General features: G+C 62.8%; 22 protein-coding genes. 13 read left to right on the top strand and 9 right to left on the bottom strand.

Annotation, left to right across the window (positions count from 1 at the left end):
- Positions 1–172: 172 nt before the first annotated feature.
- From dnaJ to grpE, 3 genes are all read right to left on the bottom strand, one after another.
- Positions 173–1,318 (bottom strand): molecular chaperone DnaJ, encoded by a 1,146-nt coding sequence (gene dnaJ / locus DTW89_RS04550; protein ID WP_024814425.1) that lies wholly within the window; start codon positions 1,316–1,318, stop codon positions 173–175.
- Between the two features lie 90 nt (positions 1,319–1,408).
- Complete coding sequence (dnaK, locus tag DTW89_RS04545; RefSeq protein ID WP_114655055.1) at positions 1,409–3,355, bottom strand: molecular chaperone DnaK; 1,947 nt, start codon at positions 3,353–3,355, stop codon at positions 1,409–1,411.
- Between the two features lie 82 nt (positions 3,356–3,437).
- Positions 3,438–3,989, bottom strand: coding sequence for a nucleotide exchange factor GrpE (gene grpE, locus DTW89_RS04540; RefSeq protein WP_114655054.1), 552 nt, complete (start codon positions 3,987–3,989; stop codon positions 3,438–3,440).
- Between the two features lie 251 nt (positions 3,990–4,240).
- Here grpE and rpsF point away from each other — a divergent pair, with 251 nt between their 5' ends.
- The 5 genes from rpsF to dnaB all read left to right on the top strand — a co-directional run bounded on the left by rpsF (position 4,241) and on the right by dnaB (position 7,324).
- Positions 4,241–4,651 (top strand): 30S ribosomal protein S6, encoded by a 411-nt coding sequence (rpsF, locus tag DTW89_RS04535; protein ID WP_114655053.1) that lies wholly within the window; start codon positions 4,241–4,243, stop codon positions 4,649–4,651.
- A gap of 20 nt (positions 4,652–4,671) precedes the next feature.
- Positions 4,672–4,962, top strand: coding sequence for a primosomal replication protein N (gene priB, locus DTW89_RS04530; protein WP_024814429.1), 291 nt, complete (start codon positions 4,672–4,674; stop codon positions 4,960–4,962).
- A gap of 17 nt (positions 4,963–4,979) precedes the next feature.
- A complete protein-coding gene (gene rpsR, locus DTW89_RS04525) occupies positions 4,980–5,261 on the top strand; it encodes a 30S ribosomal protein S18 (RefSeq protein ID WP_005795932.1) in 282 nt (93 codons plus the stop codon).
- A gap of 12 nt (positions 5,262–5,273) precedes the next feature.
- Complete coding sequence (rplI, locus tag DTW89_RS04520) at positions 5,274–5,726, top strand: 50S ribosomal protein L9 (protein WP_024814430.1); 453 nt, start codon at positions 5,274–5,276, stop codon at positions 5,724–5,726.
- A 179-nt stretch (positions 5,727–5,905) separates the two neighbouring features.
- The gene (gene dnaB / locus DTW89_RS04515) at positions 5,906–7,324 is read left to right on the top strand and encodes a replicative DNA helicase (RefSeq protein ID WP_114655052.1); all 1,419 of its coding nucleotides are present in this window, start codon (positions 5,906–5,908) and stop codon (positions 7,322–7,324) included.
- A 78-nt stretch (positions 7,325–7,402) separates the two neighbouring features.
- Here dnaB and DTW89_RS04510 read toward each other — a convergent pair whose 3' ends face one another.
- The 4 genes from DTW89_RS04510 to DTW89_RS04495 all read right to left on the bottom strand — a co-directional run bounded on the left by DTW89_RS04510 (position 7,403) and on the right by DTW89_RS04495 (position 10,755).
- On the bottom strand, positions 7,403–7,789 hold the full coding sequence (locus tag DTW89_RS04510; RefSeq protein WP_114655051.1) for a hypothetical protein: 387 nt from the start codon (positions 7,787–7,789) through the stop codon (positions 7,403–7,405).
- Between the two features lie 2 nt (positions 7,790–7,791).
- Entirely contained in the window at positions 7,792–9,552 is a 1,761-nt protein-coding gene (locus tag DTW89_RS04505) for a PhoH family protein (protein WP_114655050.1), read from the bottom strand.
- 184 nt (positions 9,553–9,736) lie between these two features.
- Entirely contained in the window at positions 9,737–10,222 is a 486-nt protein-coding gene (locus DTW89_RS04500) for a peroxiredoxin (protein ID WP_024814434.1), read from the bottom strand.
- 152 nt (positions 10,223–10,374) lie between these two features.
- Positions 10,375–10,755, bottom strand: coding sequence for an Mth938-like domain-containing protein (locus DTW89_RS04495; protein ID WP_111865465.1), 381 nt, complete (start codon positions 10,753–10,755; stop codon positions 10,375–10,377).
- Positions 10,756–10,924: 169 nt separating this feature from the next.
- On the opposite strand from DTW89_RS04495, the gene DTW89_RS04490 reads away from it, so the two are divergent.
- The 6 genes from DTW89_RS04490 (at position 10,925) to moaD (ending at position 17,290) form a co-directional block, all read left to right on the top strand.
- Positions 10,925–12,154 (top strand): pyridoxal phosphate-dependent aminotransferase, encoded by a 1,230-nt coding sequence (locus tag DTW89_RS04490; protein ID WP_024814436.1) that lies wholly within the window; start codon positions 10,925–10,927, stop codon positions 12,152–12,154.
- 70 nt (positions 12,155–12,224) lie between these two features.
- Positions 12,225–13,586, top strand: a complete 1,362-nt coding sequence (locus DTW89_RS04485; RefSeq protein ID WP_024814437.1) for a homoserine dehydrogenase — start codon at positions 12,225–12,227, stop codon at positions 13,584–13,586.
- Between the two features lie 23 nt (positions 13,587–13,609).
- The gene (locus tag DTW89_RS04480) at positions 13,610–15,124 is read left to right on the top strand and encodes a threonine synthase (protein WP_114655049.1); all 1,515 of its coding nucleotides are present in this window, start codon (positions 13,610–13,612) and stop codon (positions 15,122–15,124) included.
- A gap of 110 nt (positions 15,125–15,234) precedes the next feature.
- Positions 15,235–15,804: a molybdopterin-guanine dinucleotide biosynthesis protein B gene (gene mobB, locus DTW89_RS04475; RefSeq protein WP_114655048.1), complete on the top strand. Its 570-nt coding sequence runs from the start codon at positions 15,235–15,237 to the stop codon at positions 15,802–15,804.
- Positions 15,801–17,042, top strand: a complete 1,242-nt coding sequence (locus tag DTW89_RS04470; protein WP_442858094.1) for a molybdopterin molybdotransferase MoeA — start codon at positions 15,801–15,803, stop codon at positions 17,040–17,042. The genes mobB and DTW89_RS04470 overlap by 4 nt, the downstream gene beginning before the upstream one ends.
- Positions 17,039–17,290 carry a molybdopterin converting factor subunit 1 gene (gene moaD, locus DTW89_RS04465; RefSeq protein ID WP_024814441.1) on the top strand — a complete coding sequence of 84 codons (252 nt, stop codon included), beginning with the start codon at positions 17,039–17,041 and terminating at the stop codon, positions 17,288–17,290. The genes DTW89_RS04470 and moaD overlap by 4 nt, the downstream gene beginning before the upstream one ends.
- A 75-nt stretch (positions 17,291–17,365) precedes the next feature.
- On the opposite strand, the gene DTW89_RS04460 is transcribed toward moaD, so the two are convergent.
- Both DTW89_RS04460 and DTW89_RS04455 read right to left on the bottom strand, forming a co-directional pair.
- The gene (locus DTW89_RS04460) at positions 17,366–17,713 is read right to left on the bottom strand and encodes a hypothetical protein (protein ID WP_111865456.1); all 348 of its coding nucleotides are present in this window, start codon (positions 17,711–17,713) and stop codon (positions 17,366–17,368) included.
- 9 nt (positions 17,714–17,722) lie between these two features.
- Positions 17,723–17,977 carry a hypothetical protein gene (locus tag DTW89_RS04455; RefSeq protein ID WP_024814443.1) on the bottom strand — a complete coding sequence of 85 codons (255 nt, stop codon included), beginning with the start codon at positions 17,975–17,977 and terminating at the stop codon, positions 17,723–17,725.
- Between the two features lie 74 nt (positions 17,978–18,051).
- Here DTW89_RS04455 and DTW89_RS04450 point away from each other — a divergent pair, with 74 nt between their 5' ends.
- Both DTW89_RS04450 and DTW89_RS04445 read left to right on the top strand, forming a co-directional pair.
- Positions 18,052–18,282 (top strand): hypothetical protein, encoded by a 231-nt coding sequence (locus tag DTW89_RS04450; RefSeq protein WP_024814444.1) that lies wholly within the window; start codon positions 18,052–18,054, stop codon positions 18,280–18,282.
- 57 nt (positions 18,283–18,339) lie between these two features.
- A complete protein-coding gene (locus DTW89_RS04445; RefSeq protein ID WP_024814445.1) occupies positions 18,340–18,897 on the top strand; it encodes a molybdenum cofactor biosynthesis protein MoaE in 558 nt (185 codons plus the stop codon).
- Positions 18,898–18,908 lie beyond the last annotated feature (11 nt).

Raw genomic sequence — 18,908 nt, 5'->3', positions numbered from 1 at the left:
CGCGTGATGCAGGTCAGGGGGCGCTGGTAAAAATGGGCTGAGACCTGCGTGTGCAGGTGGCGCATGTGGCGCACGAGGGCACCGTGGGCGCATGGGCCGGGGCAATAAAAAAGGCTGCCCGGCGCTAAGCGGGGCAGCCTTGGGTGCAACGGGCAGCGCTGCTGTGCGGTCCTTAGCTGAAGAAGTTTTTCAACCGGTCGGTCCAGCTTTCGCCGCTGGGCGAGTGGCGGCCGCCGCCTTTTTTCAGCGAGTCTTCCAGCTCACGCAGCAGCTTGCGCTGGTGCTCGGTGAGCTTGACCGGCGTTTCCACCGCGATGTGGCAATACAGGTCACCGGGGTAGCTGGCGCGCACGCCCTTGATGCCCTTGCCGCGCAGGCGAAACTGCTTGCCGGCCTGCGTGCCTTCGGGGATGTCGATGGCGGCCTTGCCGGCCAGCGTGGGCACTTCGATCTCGCCGCCCAGCGCCGCCGTGATGAAGCTCACGGGCACCTGGCAATGCAGGTCGTCACCGTCGCGCTCGAAGATGTCGTGTTTCTTCAGGCGGATCTCGATGTACAGGTCGCCCGGTGGCCCGCCGTTGGTGCCCGGTTCGCCGTTGCCGGTGCTGCGGATGCGCATGCCGTCGTCGATGCCCGCCGGAATCTTCACTTCCAGCGTCTTTTGCTTCTTGAGCTTGCCCTGGCCGGAGCAGGTGGTGCAGGGCTCGGGAATGATCTTGCCCGTGCCCCGGCAGTGCGGGCAGGTCTGCTGCACACTGAAGAAGCCCTGGCGCATCTGCACCGTGCCGCTGCCTGTGCAGGTGGTGCAGGTCTTGGCACTGGTGCCGGGTTTGGCGCCGCTGCCGTGGCAGGTGTCGCAGCTTTCCCACGAGGGAATGCGGATCTGCGCATCCTTGCCGCGCGCGGCCTCTTCGAGGGTGATTTCCATCGCGTAGCTGAGGTCGCTGCCGCGGTACACCTGACGGCCCCCCGCGCCACGCCCGCGCCCACCCTGCTGGCCGAACATGTCGCCAAAGATGTCGCCAAAGGCCTCGGCAAAGCCACCAAAACCTTCCGCACCGGGCCCGCCAGGACCGCGCATGTTCGGGTCCACGCCGGCGTGGCCATACTGGTCGTAGGCGGCGCGCTTTTGTGCGTCCGAAAGCATCTCGTAGGCCTCTTTGGCCTCTTTGAACTTTTCTTCGGCGCCCTTGGCGGTATCCCCCTGATTGCGGTCAGGGTGGTGCTTCATCGCCAACTTGCGATAAGCCTTCTTGATTTCGTCCTCGGAAGCGTTTTTGGGAACGCCGAGGACCTCGTAATAGTCTCTTTTGGACATGGATGAATCAGCCTGGTTGGAAGAGGAACGCCGCGCAGGCACCCTGAAAAGGGGCCCAGCGCGGCGGCTCGGGTCAGCAACGGGGCTGCTTTAGCCCTTCTTGACTTCCTTGACCTCTGCATCGACCACGTTGTCGTCGTCTGCGGGCTTGCCAGACGAAGCCGATGCACCTGCCGCATCCGCACCACCGGCTGCCTGCGCCGCCTGTGCAGCCTGGGATTCGGCGTACATCTTCTCGCCCAGCTTCTGGCTGGCGGTCATCAGTGCCGTGGTCTTGGCATCGATGGCGTCCTTGTCTTCGCCCTTGAGGACTTCTTCCAGGGCCTTGACTGCGGCGGTGATGGCGTCCTTTTCGCCCGCGTCGAGCTTGTCGCCATGCTCGGCCAGGCTCTTGTTCACGCTGTGCACAGCGGCTTCACCCTGGTTGCGGGCCTGGATCAGCTCCAGCTTTTTCTTGTCGTCGGCGGCATTGAGCTCGGCGTCCTTCACCATCTGCTGGATTTCTTCTTCCGACAGGCCCGAGTTGGCCTTGATGGTGATCTTGTTTTCCTTGCCCGTGCCCTTGTCCTTGGCGCCCACGTGCAGGATGCCGTTGGCGTCGATGTCGAACGACACTTCAATCTGGGGCGTTCCGCGCGATGCGGGTGGAATGCCTTCAAGGTTGAACTCGCCCAGCAGCTTGTTGCCAGAAGCCATTTCACGCTCGCCCTGAAAGACCTTGATGGTCACGGCGGGCTGGTTGTCGTCGGCAGTCGAGAAGGTCTGCGCGAACTTCGTCGGGATGGTCGTGTTCTTCGTGATCATCTTGGTCATCACGCCGCCCAGGGTTTCAATGCCCAGCGACAGCGGCGTCACGTCCAGCAGCAGCACGTCCTTGCGGTCGCCCGACAGCACCTGGCCCTGGATGGCAGCGCCCACGGCCACGGCTTCGTCGGGGTTCACGTCCTTACGGGGCTCTTTGCCAAAGTATTCCTTGACCTTCTCCTGCACCTTGGGCATGCGCGTCATGCCGCCGACCAGGATCACGTCGTTGATGTCGGACACACTGATACCGGCGTCCTTCATGGCGGTGCGGCAAGGGGCAATGGTGCGCTCGATGAGCTCTTCCACCAGGGCTTCGAGCTTGGAGCGCGTGAGCTTGATGTTCAGGTGTTTCGGACCCGAGGCGTCGGCCGTGATGTAGGGCAGGTTGATGTCGGTTTGCGCGCTGTTGGACAGCTCGATCTTGGCCTTTTCGGCGGCTTCCTTCAGGCGCTGCAGGGCCAGCACGTCCTTGGACAGGTCAACGCCTTGCTCTTTCTTGAACTCGGCAATGATGTAGTCGATGATGCGCTGGTCGAAGTCTTCGCCGCCCAGGAAGGTGTCGCCGTTGGTCGACAGCACTTCAAACTGCTTTTCACCGTCCACATCGGCGATTTCGATGATGGACACGTCAAACGTGCCGCCACCCAGGTCATACACGGCGATCTTGCGGTCGCCCTTTTCCTGTTTGTCCAGGCCGAAGGCCAGGGCTGCCGCCGTAGGTTCATTGATGATGCGCTTGACTTCCAGACCGGCAATGCGGCCAGCGTCCTTGGTGGCCTGGCGCTGGGCGTCGTTGAAGTAGGCTGGCACGGTGATCACGGCTTCGGTGACGGGCTCGCCCAGGTAATCTTCGGCAGTCTTCTTCATCTTGCGCAGGATGTCGGCGCTGACCTGCTGGGCCGAGATCTTGTTGCCGCGCACTTCGACCCAGGCGTCGCCGTTGTCGGCCGCCGTGATCTTGTAGGGCATCAGGTCGATGTCCTTTTGCACTTCTTTTTCGGTGAACTTGCGGCCGATCAGGCGCTTGATGGCGTACAGCGTGTTCTTGGGATTGGTCACAGCCTGGCGCTTGGCCGAGGCGCCCACCAGCACTTCACCGTCTTCCTGGTACGCAACGATCGACGGCGTGGTGCGGGCACCTTCCGAGTTTTCGATCACGCGCGTGGTGTTGCCTTCCATGACGGACACGCAGCTGTTGGTGGTGCCCAGATCGATACCGATGATTTTTCCCATGTTCTTCTCCGCGATGTTTGAATGATTGGATAGCTAGTAACTTGTGGATAACTTGAACGGGTTCAAGTTGTTTTCCAGAAATTTATTTGGGGGCGGTGACCGTCACCAGGGCGGGGCGCAGCACGCGCTCCGAGATCAAGTAGCCCTTTTGCAGCACGGACACCACCGTGTTCGCCTCTTGGTCGGCAGGCACCACGCTGATGGCCTGGTGCTGGTGGGGGTCGAACTTGTCGCCGGCGGCCGGGTTGATGGCCAGCACCTTGTTGCGCTCCAGCGCAGCAGTCAACTGGCGCAGCGTGGCGTCGGAGCCCTCCCGCAGTTGCTGGGCCGTCGCGTTCTGGATGGCCAGTGCTGCGTCCAGACTGTCTGCTACGGGCAGCAGGCTTTCGGCAAAGCTTTCGATGCCGAATTTGCGGGCCTTGGACACCTCGTCTTCTGCGCGGCGACGGGCGTTTTCCGCCTCGGCCTTGGCGCGCAGGAACTGGTCGGCCAGATCGGCGCTTTTTGCCTTGATTTCGGCCAGTTCGCCCTGCAGGCGGGCCATTTCGTCAGAAGCGTGGGCGGCCATGGCGGCTTCGACTTCTTCGGGGGCGGGAGTGCTTTGGTTGGGGGATTGCTGGCTGTTATCGGACATATCGGAATTTTTTGAAACGAACGGATACGCGAAAAGAATGGGGCGGGCGGGCCGTATTTCAAGGCCTGTGGCAGCCAGGCGCCGTTTTGGTCGCGTGAAATGGCACGCCACGCGGCAGTGGTCAGGCCGGGAGTGTACAAACCGCAAAGATGCGGGCTATAATCACCGGCTTTGCCTTGCCACACCGCGCAATCTCGACAAGATCGACGAGATTGGGACGCAACGGGTGGTCTTACCCAGAAGGAGTATGCATGCGTCATTACGAAATCATTTTGTTGATCCATCCGGATCAAAGCGAACAAGTTCCAGCCATGCTGGAGCGCTACAAGGGCATGATCACCGCTGGCGGTGGCAAGGTGCACCGCGTGGAAGACTGGGGCCGCCGTCAACTGGCGTACCTGATCAACAAGCTGGCCAAGGCCCACTACCTGTGCGTCAACATTGAAGCCGACCAGGCCGTGATGGCTGAACTGGAGCACGCCTTCAAGTTCAACGACGCCGTGCTGCGCCACCTGACAGTGCAGAAGAAGAAGGCCGATACCGGCCCCTCTTCGATGATGAAGACTGTCGAGCGCGAAGAAGCCCGCAAGGTCAGCCAAGCTGAATACGCAGCTGCTGGCGACCGTGGCGGTGACCGTGGCGAGCGTTCTGGCGATCGCTGATTGACAGTTCAGCCTGAGGAGTGGAGAACCGCGTTGTCTTGACCGCTTGTATCGCAGAGGCTGAGGCCCTGCGCTACACGCCCGCCGGATTGCCTGCCATTGCGCTGCGTCTCGAACACGAGTCGCAGCAAGACGAGGCAGGCCACCCCCGCGAAGTCAAGGCCGCCATGAAAGCCGTTGCCTTTGGTGCAATGGCTGAGCGTCTGGCAAGGCAGAACATCGGAAGTCTCTGGACTTTCAGTGGGTTTCTGGCCACGCCACGCAATGGCAAGAATGCAGTGCTCCACATCCAGGATATTCAACAAAATTAATTTGCAAGGGGTCCGCAATGGCCACGTTCAAGAAGTTCAACAAAGACAAGCGCCCAAAGCGCAACACCCAGTCCCTGCTGTTCAAGCGCAAGCGTTTTTGCCGCTTCACGGTGACGGGTGTTGAAGAAATCGACTACAAAGATGTCGACACGCTGCGCGATTTCATCGCCGAAAACGGCAAGATCATCCCCGCACGCCTGACCGGCACGCGCGCCATCTTCCAGCGTCAGCTGAATACCGCCATCAAGCGCGCCCGCTTCCTGGCCCTGGTGCCTTACAGCGACCAGCACAAGATCTAAGGAGCACAACCCATGCAAATCATTCTGCTCGACAAGGTTGTGAACCTCGGCAACCTCGGCGAAATCGTCAAGGTCAAAGACGGCTACGCCCGCAACTTCCTGATCCCTTCGGGCCGCGCACGCCGCGCCACCGAATCGGCCAAGGCCGAGTTCGAAGCCAAGCGCGCCGAACTCGAAAAGGCGGCTGCTGCCAAGCTGGCAGAAGCCCAGGCCCAAGGCGAAAAGCTGGCTGGCACCACCGTCAAGCTGACGCAAAAGGCCGGTGTGGATGGCCGTCTGTTTGGTTCCGTGACCAACCACGACATCGCCGAAGAGCTGAACAAGCAAGGCTACAAGGTCGCCAAGGCCCAGATTCGCCTGCCTAACGGCCCCATCAAGGTGGTGAGCGACACCTCGGTGAGCGTGGCTCTGCACACCGACGTGGTTGTTGAAGTCAACGTGTCGGTCTACGGCGAAAGCGCCTGATCGTCGCCTGATCGTCATTTCGTGACGATGCACAAAAGCCGCCCTCGGGCGGCTTTTGTTTTTGGTGCGGTGCAACCATACAGGGCAACCCACAGCCTTCCCCGTGGTTATCCACAGGCTTGTCCCCATCCCGTCAGGCCGCTCTGCGCTAGCATTGAAGGCTTGCCCCAAGGAATCCCATGTCTGCTGTTTTCCCCCCGCTCGATGACCACGGTTTCGCACCGCCCATGCCGGACCGCGAGATTGCCCAGCTGCGCGTGCCTCCGCACTCGATCGAGGCAGAGTCGAGCGTGCTCGGCGGGCTGCTGCTGGACAACAACGCCTGGGACCGCGTGGGCGATCTGCTCAAAGACGGCGATTTCTATCGCTACGAGCACAAGCTGATCTACGCCGCCATCGGCGGCCTGATCAATGCCAGCAAGCCTGCCGACGTGATCACGGTGTATGAGCAGCTTCAGGGGCTGGGCAAGGCCGAGGAAATTGGGGGGCTGGGATATCTGAACAACCTGGCGCAGTATGTGCCCAGCGCCAGCAACATCCGCCGCTACGCCGAGATCGTGCGCGAGCGGGCCATTCTGCGCAAGCTGGTCACGGCCAGCGACGAAATCGCCACCAACGCCTTCAACCCGCAGGGCAAGCCGGTGGACAAGATCCTCGACGAGGCCGAGCAAAAAATCTTCAACATCGGTGAAGAGGGCTCGCGCATGAAGCAGGGCTTTCAGGCCATGGACACCCTGGTGGTGGACCTGCTCGACCGCGTTCAGGAGATGGCGGACAACCCCAACGACATCACTGGCGTGCCCACGGGGTTTGTCGACCTTGACCGCATGACCTCGGGCCTGCAGGCCGGCGACATGGTGGTGCTGGCTGCGCGCCCGTCCATGGGTAAAACGGCGTTTGCGGTGAACATTGCCGAGCATGTGGCGCTGAACGAAGGCCTGCCTGTGGCCATCTTCTCGATGGAAATGGGCGCTGCCCAACTGGCGGTGCGTATCGTGGGCTCGATTGGTCGCATCAACCAGGGCAACCTGCGCACCGGCAAGCTCAGTGATGAAGAATGGCCGCGCCTGACCGAAGCCATCGAAAAGTTGCGCACGGTGTCGCTGCACATCGACGAAACACCGGGTCTTACGCCCAGTGAGCTGCGCGCCAATGCGCGGCGCCTGGCGCGCCAGTGCGGCAAGCTGGGCCTGATCGTGGTGGACTATTTGCAGCTGATGAGTGGCTCTAGCGGTTCTCAGGGCGAAAACCGGGCCACCGAGCTGGGTGAAATTTCGCGGGGCCTGAAGATGCTGGCCAAGGAGCTGCAGTGTCCGGTGATTGCGCTGTCGCAGCTCAACCGTTCGGTAGAGCAGCGCACCGACAAGCGCCCCATGATGAGTGACCTGCGCGAATCGGGCGCCATCGAGCAGGATGCCGACATCATCATGTTCATCTACCGCGACGACTACTACAACAAGGACAGCAAAGAGCCGAACGTGGCCGAGGTCATCATCGGCAAGCAGCGTAACGGTCCCACTGGCACCGTGAAGCTGTACTTCCAGAAGTCGCAGACGCGCTTTGAGAGCCTGGCGATGGGTTCGGGCGACGATTTCTAGTAAAAATAGCTACTAGCGCTTGATTTACAAGCGCTAGCAGCTATCAAAATAATAGCTTTTTTGCGTTGGCCGCCGGCGCTACTGCCGCAGTGCCCACACGATGAGCCCGGCGCACACCGCCCCCAGCAGCGCGATGGCCGCCGTGAGGCGCTGGTTGCGCAGGCGCAGCACTTCCACCGCCTGTACCGCCTGGGCATTCTGTTCTGCCAGGGACTGGATCAGGACGGCAGATTCCTGCTGTTCCTGCTCCAGGCGCGCCACCCGCTCGCGCAATTGCTGCAGCTGAAGGGCGACCGGGGGTGTGGCTGCATCGCCCGCACCCGCCAGCGTGCCGGCAGCCGCATCTGCCGTGCCTTGGCGTGTGCTGCCCAGCAGCTTTTTGGCCGCCTGCAAAATCTGGGGCGTCGCCTCCAGGACGTCGCCCCAGGGCACCAGCTTGAGGGCAGTAACCCATCCCACGGCCATGCTCAGAGCACCTCACTGGCAAAATCTGCCAGGCGCGAGCGCTCGCCGCGTGCCAGCGTGATGTGCCCGCTGTGCGGCCAGCCCTTGAATCGATCCACCGCGTAGGTGAGGCCCGACGAACCTTCGGTGAGGTAGGGTGTGTCGATCTGTGCCAGGTTGCCCATGCAGATGATCTTGGTGCCGGGGCCGGCGCGGGTGATCAGCGTTTTCATCTGCTTGGGCGTCAGGTTTTGCGCCTCGTCGATGATCACGTATTTGTTCAGGAAGGTGCGGCCTCGCATGAAGTTCATGCTCTTGATCTTGATGCGGCTGCGGATGAGTTCGTTGGTGGCGGCACGGCCCCATTCGCCCGCGTTGCCGCCATCGCCCTTGGCCAGGAATTCAAGGTTGTCGTCGAGAGCGCCCATCCAGGGGCCCATCTTTTCTTCCTCGGTGCCGGGCAGAAAGCCGATGTCCTCGCCCACGCTCACGGTGGCGCGGGTCATGATGATTTCGGTGTAGCGGCGATCATCCAGCACCTGCGTGAGGCCGGCGGCCAGCGCCAGCAGGGTCTTGCCGGTGCCAGCCGTGCCGGTCAGAGTGACGAAATCGACTTCGGGGTCCATGAGCAGGTTCATGGCGTAGTTCTGCTCGCGGTTGCGCGTAGTCACGCCCCACACTGCGTGCTTGGCCGAGCCATAGTCCTTGAGCGTCTGCAGCACTGCCGTCTTCTCACGGATTTCGCTGACACGGGCAAACAGGCTGGGCTCGCCCGGTGCCTCAAAGTAGACAAACTGATTGATCATCAGTTGCGGCACGGTGGGGCCGCCTATGCGGTAGTAGGTGTGTGCGCCGCTTTGCCAGCTTTCCACGTTTTTGCCGCTCTTGACCCAGAAATCGGTGGGCAGGGCCAACACGCCGGAGTAGAGCAGGTCGCCGTCTTCCAGCGTTTTGTCGTTCTGGTAATCCTCGGCGTTCAGGCCCAGGGCGCGGGCCTTGACCCGCATGTTGATGTCTTTGGACACCAGCACCACCTCGCGCGGTGCATGCAGCTTGCGCAGGGCCTCCACGACACCCAGAATTTGATTGTCGGCCTTGCCTTGCGGCAGGCTGGTGGGCAGGCTGTAGTCGAGAGGAGCCGTTTGAAAGAACAGGTGCCCGCCGGCAGCACGCTGGCCCGTGGAGTCGAGCTTGAGCCCGTGCGCGATGTCGGCGCCATGGACACCAGCCAGTGCATCCAGTGTGCGGCTGGTCTGGCGGCCATTGCGCGCCACTTCGGTCATGCCTTTCTTGTGGCCGTCGAGTTCTTCCAGCACGATCATCGGCAGGAAGATGTCGTGTTCTTCGAAGCGGAACAGGCTGGTCGGGTCGTGCAGCAGAACGTTGGTGTCCAGCACAAACAACTTGGCGGGCCCCTGTGGCGCTGCCTTTTTGCTGCGCGCTGCAACGGGTGCTGCCGGCGCGCCGGGAGCAGGTTTGCTGGTGCCGGTGCTGCTGCGGGTACTGGTGGCGCGGCGCGCCACTGGTGCGGGGGCAGCGGCGGGCTCTTGGGAAGGGGCTGGTGCGCGCGATTTGGTTTCAACCTGAATCATTGCGGGCGCTGGTGCCAGTTCCGCGGCAGCAGCCTGGCTGCGTTCGGTTTTGCGACCGCTGCGGCTGGCAGGTTCAACCCTTGTCTCCACCTCGGGGTGCGTTTTATCAACGGGACGGGTGCGCGCACTTGCTTCGTAGGCTTCTGGCGCGAGGATGGCAGCGCGCCGGCTGGGGGCGGGAGGCAGGGGCATGTTGGCAGGGCCTTGGGCAGAGTAGGGTGTTCAGAAAGCAAAAAGCCGCCTGGAGACCAAGGCGGCTTTGGGGGAGGAAAAAAGCGTGGCTGTTTTCAGGTGCATCGAACCATTATGCCCATTCACTGTGTCGGATTGCGCAGCAGCTTTGCGATCCGCGTGAGGGGCCATGCAACGCAGGGTTTCAGGCGGCCTTTTTCAAGGCCTTGATGGACTTGACGGCCTTGAGCACTTCGTCCACATGGCCTGGCACTTTGAGACCACGCCATTCATTTTGCAAAATGCCGTCGGGTCCGATCAGGAAGGTGCTGCGCTCAATGCCCTTGACCTTCTTGCCGTACATGATCTTGTTCTTGACCACGCCGAACATGTGGCACATTTTTTCTTCGGTGTCGGCGATGAGCTCGAAGGGCAGCTCCAGCTTCTCCTTGAACTCGTCGTGCGACTTCATGTTGTCGCGCGAAACGCCGAAAACGGCAGCGCCAATTTTTGCAAAATCTTTGTACTTGTCCCGGAACTGCATGGCTTCCGTGGTGCATCCAGGCGTGTTGTCCTTGGGATAGAAGTACAAAACAACAACCTGGCCGAGGTGGGAGGTGTTGGAGACCTTGATACCACCGGTCGCGTTGGCTTCAAATTCAGGGAGGGGTTTGTTGACAACGATCGCCATATCACTTCAATCTCTCAGGATGTAGTCGTTGATAAGCCGGGGGAGCTGGGTGTTATTGATTTTGGTGGTGCCCCCGACCGCAACCGGTGATTTTACCCTGAAAACGCCACCAAGGCCAATCCGCGGGCTCTGTCCAGGATCGCGAACGCGTTCTAGGCCACCGGTGTTTCCAGTACAAGCGCCGCCACCACGTTGCGGCCTTCGCTGGCGAGGATGTTGTAGGTGCGGCAGGCCGCTGGGGTGTCCATGGTTTCAAGGCCCATGCGCCGGGCCATCAGTGGCTGTAGCCAGGCCGGCGGCGGGAAGCGGTTGCGCACGCCACTGCCAAAGATGATCAGCTCCGCCTCCAGGGTGGCTAGCTGGGCGAAATGATCGGGCGTAAGGTCTTCAAACCGGGCGCACGGCCAGACCATGCGCAGGCCGCCCGAGCCCAGGATGATGCTGGTGGTGATTTTTTCTGCATCTATGCCGATCCAGCCGGGGCCGTAGGCACGGATGGTCTGTGCGGAGGAGGGTTCGGGCTGGAATTTCATGCGAAGGCTGGGTGGGTTGGCGCAGGCCACGGGCTGGGGCTTTGCAGGAGCGGCATTCACGGGCGTTTGGGCCTCGGGGTGCCGTCGATCTGTGGTCAAATTATAGGTTTCGCCAGAGCGCCCGGGGCGCTGGCAGGTCTCTGACCCCACCGCATTTCAAAGTCAGTCCATGAAAACCGTCCACAAATCCGCCAAGCTCGCCAACGTCTGCTACGACATCCGGGGCCCCATCATGGACGCGGCCCGGCAGATGGAGGAAGACGGCCACAAGATCATCAAGCTCAACATCGGCAACCTGGCGGTGTTTGGCTTTGATGCGCCCGAAGAGATTCAGCAGGACATGATCCGCAACCTGCCCAACTCGGCAGGCTACTCGGACAGCAAAGGCATTTTCGCGGCGCGCAAAGCCGTGATGCACGAGACGCAAAAGCAGGGCATCAAGGGCGTCACGCTCGACGACATTTATCTGGGCAACGGCGCCAGCGAGCTCATCGTGATGGCTACCAATGCGTTGCTCGACACCGGTGACGAGCTGCTGCTGCCCTCGCCCGACTACCCGCTGTGGACGGCGGCGGCCAGCCTGTCGGGCGGCACGCCCGTGCATTACCTGTGCGACGAGGCCAATGGCTGGATGCCCGACCTCGATGACATCCGTTCCAAGGTCACGCCCAGAACCAAGGGCATTGTCGTGATCAACCCCAACAACCCCACGGGCGCGCTGTATTCGGACGAGTTGCTCAAGGGCATCGTTGCCATCGCCCGCGAGCATGGGCTGGTGATCTTTGCCGATGAGGTGTACGACAAGGTGTTGTACGACGGCGCACGCCACACCGCGCTGGGCAGCCTGAGCGAGGACGTGCTCACACTCACCTTCAACTCGCTGTCCAAGAGCTACCGCTCCTGCGGCTACCGGGCCGGCTGGTTGGTGGTGTCGGGCGACAAGAAGCCCGCACGCGACTACATCGAGGGCCTGAACATGCTCTCGAACATGCGCCTGTGCGCCAACGTGCCCGGTCAGTGGGCTGTGCAGACCGCGCTGGGTGGTTACCAGAGCATCAACGAACTGGTGGGCGAGGGCGGCCGCCTGCGCAAGCAGCGCGACCTGGCCTACCAGCTCATCACCGCCATTCCCGGGGTGACCTGCGTGAAGCCGCAGGCGGCGCTGTACATGTTTCCGCGCCTAGATCCGGTGATTTATCCGATCAAGGACGACCAGCAGTTCTTTCTGGAGCTGCTGCAGGAGACCAAGGTGATGCTGGTGCAGGGCACGGGCTTCAACTGGGCCTGGCCCGATCATTTCCGTATCGTGTTCCTGCCCCATGAGGACGACCTGCGCGAGGCCATTGGCCGCGTGGCGCGCTTTCTCGAGCAGTACCGCAAGCGGTGCGGCACCGAATAAAACTCTTTTTTGATAGCTGCTTGCGCTTATAGATAAAGCGCTGCGGCGCATTTTGACTGGTAAATTCCCCATGAAACCGATCCAAGTAGGCCTGCTGGGCATTGGCACCGTCGGCAGCGGCGTCTTCAACGTGCTGCAACGCAACCAGGAAGAAATCCGCCGCCGTGCGGGCCGGGGCATCGAGATCACCATGGTGGCCGACCTCGACGTGGAGCGCGCCAGGAAAGTGGTGGGTGAGGGCGTGCAGGTGGTGAGCGACGCACGCGCCGTCATCGCCAACCCCGACATCGACATCGTCATCGAGCTGATTGGCGGCTACGGCATTGCCAAGGCACTGGTGCTCGAAGCCATTGCCGCAGGCAAGCATGTGGTCACCGCCAACAAGGCGCTGCTGGCCGTGCATGGCACCGAGATCTTTGCCGCAGCATCGGCCAAGGGCGTGATGGTGGCTTTTGAAGCGGCCGTGGCCGGTGGCATCCCTATCATCAAGGCGCTGCGCGAGGGCCTCACGGCCAACCGCATCCAGTGGCTGGCGGGCATCATCAACGGCACCACCAACTTCATCTTGTCCGAGATGCGCGACAAGGGCCTGGACTTTGATGTGGTGCTGAAAGAGGCGCAGCGCCTGGGCTATGCTGAGGCCGACCCCACCTTCGACATCGAAGGCGTGGACGCCGCGCACAAGGTCACCATCATGAGTGCCATCGCCTTTGGCATCCCGGTGCAGTTCGACAAGGCCTATGTGGAAGGCATCACCCAGCTCAGCGCCACCGACATCAAATACGCCGAGCAGCTGGGCTACCGCATCAAGCTCCTGGGCATCACCAAGCGGGTGGAAAGAACCGACGCCGCCGGCAAATCCGCCGGGGGCATCGAGCTGCGCGTGCACCCGAGCCTGGTGCCATCCAAGCGCCTGATCGCCAACGTGGAAGGTGCCATGAACGCCGTGGTGGTGCAGGGCGACGCCGTGGGCGCCACGCTGTACTACGGCAAGGGCGCGGGCTCCGAGCCCACCGCCAGCGCCGTGATCGCCGATCTGGTGGACATCACGCGCCTGCACACGGTGGACCCGCTCAACCGCGTGCCGCACCTGGCCTTCCAGCCGCACACCCTAGACCAGGCCATGAACGAGCTGCCCGTGCTGCCCATGAGCGAAGTGGTCACCAGCTATTACCTGCGCCTGCGCGTGGCCGACCAGGCCGGCGTGCTGGCCAAGGTCACCGGCATCCTGGCCAATGCGGGCATCAGCATCGACGCGGTGCTGCAGCGCGAAGCGGACGAGGTGGGGGGCGAAGGTTCCACGCAAACCGATCTGATCATCCTCACGCACGACACGCGCGAAGGCACCATGAACGATGCCATCGCCCAGATGCAGCAGCTTCCTACGGTGCTGGCGCCCATCACCCGTATCCGCAAGGAAGAGCTGAACTAAGCCCAACACGCAGGACGAACGCCATGCTGTACCTTTCCACGCGCGGCCACCCGGACCGCAAACACTTTTGCGACATCCTGCTCGAAGGCCTGGCGCCCGACGGCGGCCTGTACCTGCCCGAGCACTACCCGCAGATCGACGACGCCAAGTTGACCCAACTGCGCAAGGCCTACCACGAGCAGGGCTACGCCGAGCTGGCGTTTCAGATCCTGTCGCTCTATATCGACGACATTCCTGCCGCCGACCTCAAGGCCCTGTGCGCCAAGACCTATACCGCCGAAGTGTTTGGCACCGGCGAGATCGTGCCGCTGCGCCACCTCGAAGACGGCCTGTGGCTCGAAGCTCTGTCCAACGGCCCCACGCTGGCCTTCAAGGACATGGCCATGCAGCTCTTGGGTAACCTGTTCGAGTACGAGCTCAAGCGCCGCGGTGAACAGCTCAACATCCTGGGCGCCACCAGCGGCGACACCGGCAGTGCAGCCGAATACGCCATGCGCGGCAAAGAGGGCGTGCGCGTCTTCATGACCAGCCCGCACGGCCGCATGAGCGCCTTCCAGCAGGCGCAGATGTTCAGCCTGCAGGACGAGAACATCCACAACATCGCCATCGAAGGCGTGTTCGACGACTGCCAGGATATCGTCAAGGCCGTCAGCAACGACCTCGACTTCAAGCGCAAGTACAAGATCGGCACCGTCAACTCCATCAACTGGGCGCGCCTCTTGGCGCAGGTGGTGTACTACTTTGCCGGCTACATCCAAGCCACTGAACACCCGGCCCCCACGCTCGGCACTGGCGTGTCCTCGCTGCCCCCCGAGGGGGTTGATTCGCCTAGGGGCGGCCCGTCGGCGAATCCCAACGACCAGAAGGTCAGCTTCACCGTGCCCAGCGGCAACTTCGGCAACATCTGCGCCGGCCATGTGGCGCGCAGCATGGGCCTGCCCATTGACCGCTTGGTGGTGGCCACCAACGAGAACGACGTGCTCGACGAGTTCTTTCGCACCGGCGTCTATCGCGTGCGCAGCAGTGCCGACACGCACGAAACATCGAGCCCCTCGATGGACATCAGCAAGGCCAGCAACTTCGAGCGCTTCGTGTTCGACCTGCTGGGCCGCAATGGCCAGCGCACCAAGGCCCTGTTCAGCGCCGCCTTGCAGACCTATGGTCGCTTCGACCTGAGCGCAGAGCCGTTGTTTGCCGACGCTGCAGCCAAATACGGCTTTGAAAGCGGCAAGAGCACCCATGCTGACCGCCTGGCCACCATCCGCGACACCTACAGCCGCTTTGGCGTGACCATCGACACCCACACCGCCGATGGCGTGAAGGTGGCGCGCGAGCACCGGGGTGACGGCAGCGTGCCCATGATCGTCCTGGAAACAGCCCTGCCCATCAAGTTTGCCGAAACCATTCAGGAGGCCCTTGGCCATGCCCCCGAGCGCCCCGATCGCTTTGCCGGCATCGAGGCCTTGCCCAAGCGCGTGCAGGTCATGCCCGCCGATGTGCAGCAGGTCAAGGCCTACATCGAACAGCACTGCCAGTGATTGCCTGTCGGAAGTGCGGCACAGCAACATTTTGAATAAAAAATGCCCCTAGCGCTTTTCTGATAAGCGCTGGCAGCTATAAATAGCATAGCTATTCACAGGAGCATTGGATGAAGGTTGTAGGCTTTGCCGGCTTCTCCGGCAGCGGAAAAACCACGCTGGTCGAGCAGTTGATCCCCGAGCTGCGCCTCAGGGGCCTGCGCGTTTCGGTGGTGAAACACGCCCACCACAGTTTCGACATCGACCACCCTGGCAAGGACACGTACCGCCACCGCGAAGCCGGGGCCTTCGAAGTGGTGGCTGCCTCCGACAAGCGCCTTATGCTGGTGCGCGAATTCGAGCAACCCGCCACGCTGACCGTGCACCACCTGCTGGCCGAGCTGTACCAGGGCGTGGACTGGGTGCTGGTGGAGGGTTTCAAGGACAGCGATCTGCCCAAGGTCGAAGTGTGGCGCGCGCCCGAGCCCGGACGCCCTGCCAAGCCGGTGCGCTACCCCGAAGACGATTTTGTGGTCGCTGTGGCCACCGACGCCCCGCACAGCCTGCCGGTGCCCACCGGGCTGCCCGTGCTTGACCTCAATGCGCCCGCGCAGGTGGTGGACTGGCTGCTGCAGTGCGCCGACCGCTTTGATTACCAATGGGACCTGCACGGAGACCTGTTGCCATGCGCCCCCCAATGAAACCGCTGAAACCGCTGGATGAGGCGCTGGCCGAGCTGCTCGCGCACGCGGCGGTGCTGCCCGGCACCGACACCGTCACCACCTTCGACGCCGACGGCCGCGTGCTGGCGCAGGACTGCATCTCGGCCCTGCAGGTGCCTCCCAACGACAACAGCTCCATGGATGGCTACGCCGTGCGCTGCGCCGATGTGGCGGCTGCGGGTGTTGAACTGCCCGTGTCGCAGCGCATCGCAGCCGGCAGCGCGGGCGAGCCCCTGCAGCCCGGCACGGCAGCGCGCATTTTCACCGGCGCCCCCGTGCCTGCGGGCGCCGATGCGATCCTCATGCAGGAGGACTGCGAAGCCCTTGCCGCCGGCGATGGCCTGGGCCAGGTGCGCATCAATGCCGTTCCCCGGCCGGCCCAGTGGATTCGCCGTGCCGGTGAAGACATCACGCGCGGCGCCGTGGTGTTGCCAGCCGGCACGCGCCTCACGCCAGCCGAGCTGGGCCTGGCCGCCAGCATCGGCCTTCACCAGTTGCAGGTGGCCCGCCGCCCGCGCGTGGCGCTGTTTTCCACCGGTGACGAGCTGGTCATGCCCGGCGATGTGCCGCCCGAGCAGATGCGCCCCGGCGCCATCTACAACAGCAACCGGTTTTTTCTGCGCGCCATGCTGCTGCGCCTGGGCTGCGAGGTCACCGATTTCGGCATCGTGCCCGACCGGCGCGACGCCACCATCGAGGCCCTGCGCGCGGCAAGCAGCGCGCACGACCTGATCCTGACCAGCGGCGGTGTGTCGGTGGGCGAGGAAGACCACATCAAGCCCGCCGTTCAGGCGCTGGGCACGCTCGATTTGTGGCAGATCGCCATGAAACCCGGCAAGCCGTTTGCCTACGGCCAGATTCCACGCGATGGGGGCGCAGCGCACTTCATCGGCCTGCCAGGCAACCCGGTGTCGAGCTTTCTGACCTTTGCGTTGCTGGTGCGGCCCTTTGTGCTGCGGCTGCAGGGAGCCTCTGTTGTTGCTCCTCAAACCATAGCTGCCCGCGCTGATTTCACCTGGCCCAAGGCCGATAAACGCCGCGAATTTTTGCGCGTGCGGCACAACGCCACGGGTGGGCTGGACCTGTTCAACAACCAGAGTTCGGGCGTGCTCACCTCGGCCGCCTGGGGCGACGGTGTGGTGGACAACCCGGCCGGCCAGACCATTGCAGCGGGTGACACCGTGCGGTTTATTGCGTTTTCGGAGCTGCTGTCATGAAGATTACCGTGCGCTATTTCGCATCCATCCGCGAGGCGATCGGCACCGGGCTAGAGCCGGTGCAAACCACTGCCGCCACCCTGGGCGCGCTGCGCGACGAGCTCATTGCGCGCGGTGGCCCCCATGCCGACAGCCTGGCGCGCGGCAAGGCCGTGCGCATGGCGCTCAACCAGACGCTGAGCGATGAATCGGCCGCGCTGGCCGACGGGGCAGAGGTTGCCTTCTTTCCGCCGGTCACCGGTGGCTGACAGGTAAGCGCCGGGCACGCAACCGGGCTGCCGGGCAGCAACGGGCAGCACCTGCAGGTTCAGGGTAGTTCGAGTTCAGGGCACCTCGGGCGCGGCAGGCTGCTCTGGCGGCGGTACAACCAGGTCGGGGCATGGCCACACCAGCAGTTCGGCGAGCCGCGTGACGATCCAGGTCGCCTCGGCCGTTGATACGCCGGATTCGGCCGTGCACAGCCCGGCATGGATGCGCCGCAAAATCTCGGCCTCTGAAGGGGCCTGCACGTGGTAGAGCGTCTGCGCATGTTCCACCAGGTGGCCGGCCAGGTCTTCGCACAGCTCGTAGCGCGTGCGCACGGCGTCGGCCTTTTCAGTGAGCCGCCCACGGGCATCGGTGAACACGGCCATGAAAGACGGCGGAACGAAAATCTGGTTGTCGTCGTGCATGGGCGTGGTTCAGTCGGGTGTGAACAGACGCTCAAACTTCGCCTGATCGGGTGCCAGATCGAAGGTGACCAACTGCCCCATCTTCATGTCGGAAAGCCGACAGGCAGCAAACAGCGTGGTCTTGCCCGAAAGCTCCATGACATCCAGGTCAATGATGGCGTAGGGGTAGGGCACGAAAACCTGGTGCTCGAAGATATCGCGGTGCAGGTTGCGCGGCGACGGATAGAGCTTGTACAGAGGTGTCTGAATCGTTTGTGTGGCCATGGGCGAAGAAGGGGTGGTTGTGCAGTGCGGGTACAGTGCGGGCGAATCGTACAGACAAACCTATTTCACAATTTATGGCACGCAACAAAAGTGAATGGCCCGCCAAGGTGCTCGCCCTGGTTCGGGGCGGCAACCTGACCGCCGCCATCGCGCAGATCAAGGTGGCCCCGACCGTCGGTGATGTCACCCGCCTGCAAGCCTTGCTGGCCCAGCTGCCCCCATCGCCCGCGCTGACGCAACTGAACAAGGTGGTGGAAGAAGAGTGCGCACTGCTGGCAGCGCCACGCCTGCACCGCTCGCCTTGAGGGGTGGGCCGCGCCCCGTCCCCTGCCGTCATTTCGCCCTGTAGAGAGCTTTTTGCCATGACCTTGCCCCGCGTTTCCATCCAGACCGAGGACTTTGACGTCTCCACCGAAATTGCCGCGCTGCGCCACGAGAACAAGGGCGTGGGTGCGGTGTGCAGCTTTGTCGGCACCGTGCGTGACCGTACCGTGGCCCCCACGCTCGGCACGTCCGTGTCCTCGCTGCCCTCCGAAGGGGCGCTTGCGCCTTCGGGCGGCCGGGCGGCGCAAGACAGCGATGCCGTGGCCTCCATGGAACTGGAGCACTACCCCGGCATGACCGAAAAATCCATCGAGGCGATGGTGGACGAGGCCATGCGGCGCTTTGATATTTTTGGCGCCCGCATCATCCACCGCGTGGGGCTGCTGCAGCCGCTCGACCAGATCGTGCTGGTGGCAGTGACCAGCGCCCACCGGGGCCAGAGCTTTCAGGCATGCGAGTTTTTGATGGACTACCTCAAGACCCAGGCGCCGTTCTGGAAAAAGGAAGAAACCGCGCAGGGAGCCCGCTGGGTGGATGCGCGCGTGAGCGACGATGCCGCCCTTGCGCGCTGGGGCATCGACGCACGCAACGCCTGAGGGGCCGTCGA

Source organism: Acidovorax sp. BoFeN1, assembly GCF_003345135.1.
Classification (GTDB): domain Bacteria; phylum Pseudomonadota; class Gammaproteobacteria; order Burkholderiales; family Burkholderiaceae_C; genus Acidovorax; species Acidovorax defluvii.
This window is presented reverse-complemented; position numbering and strand designations above follow the sequence as displayed.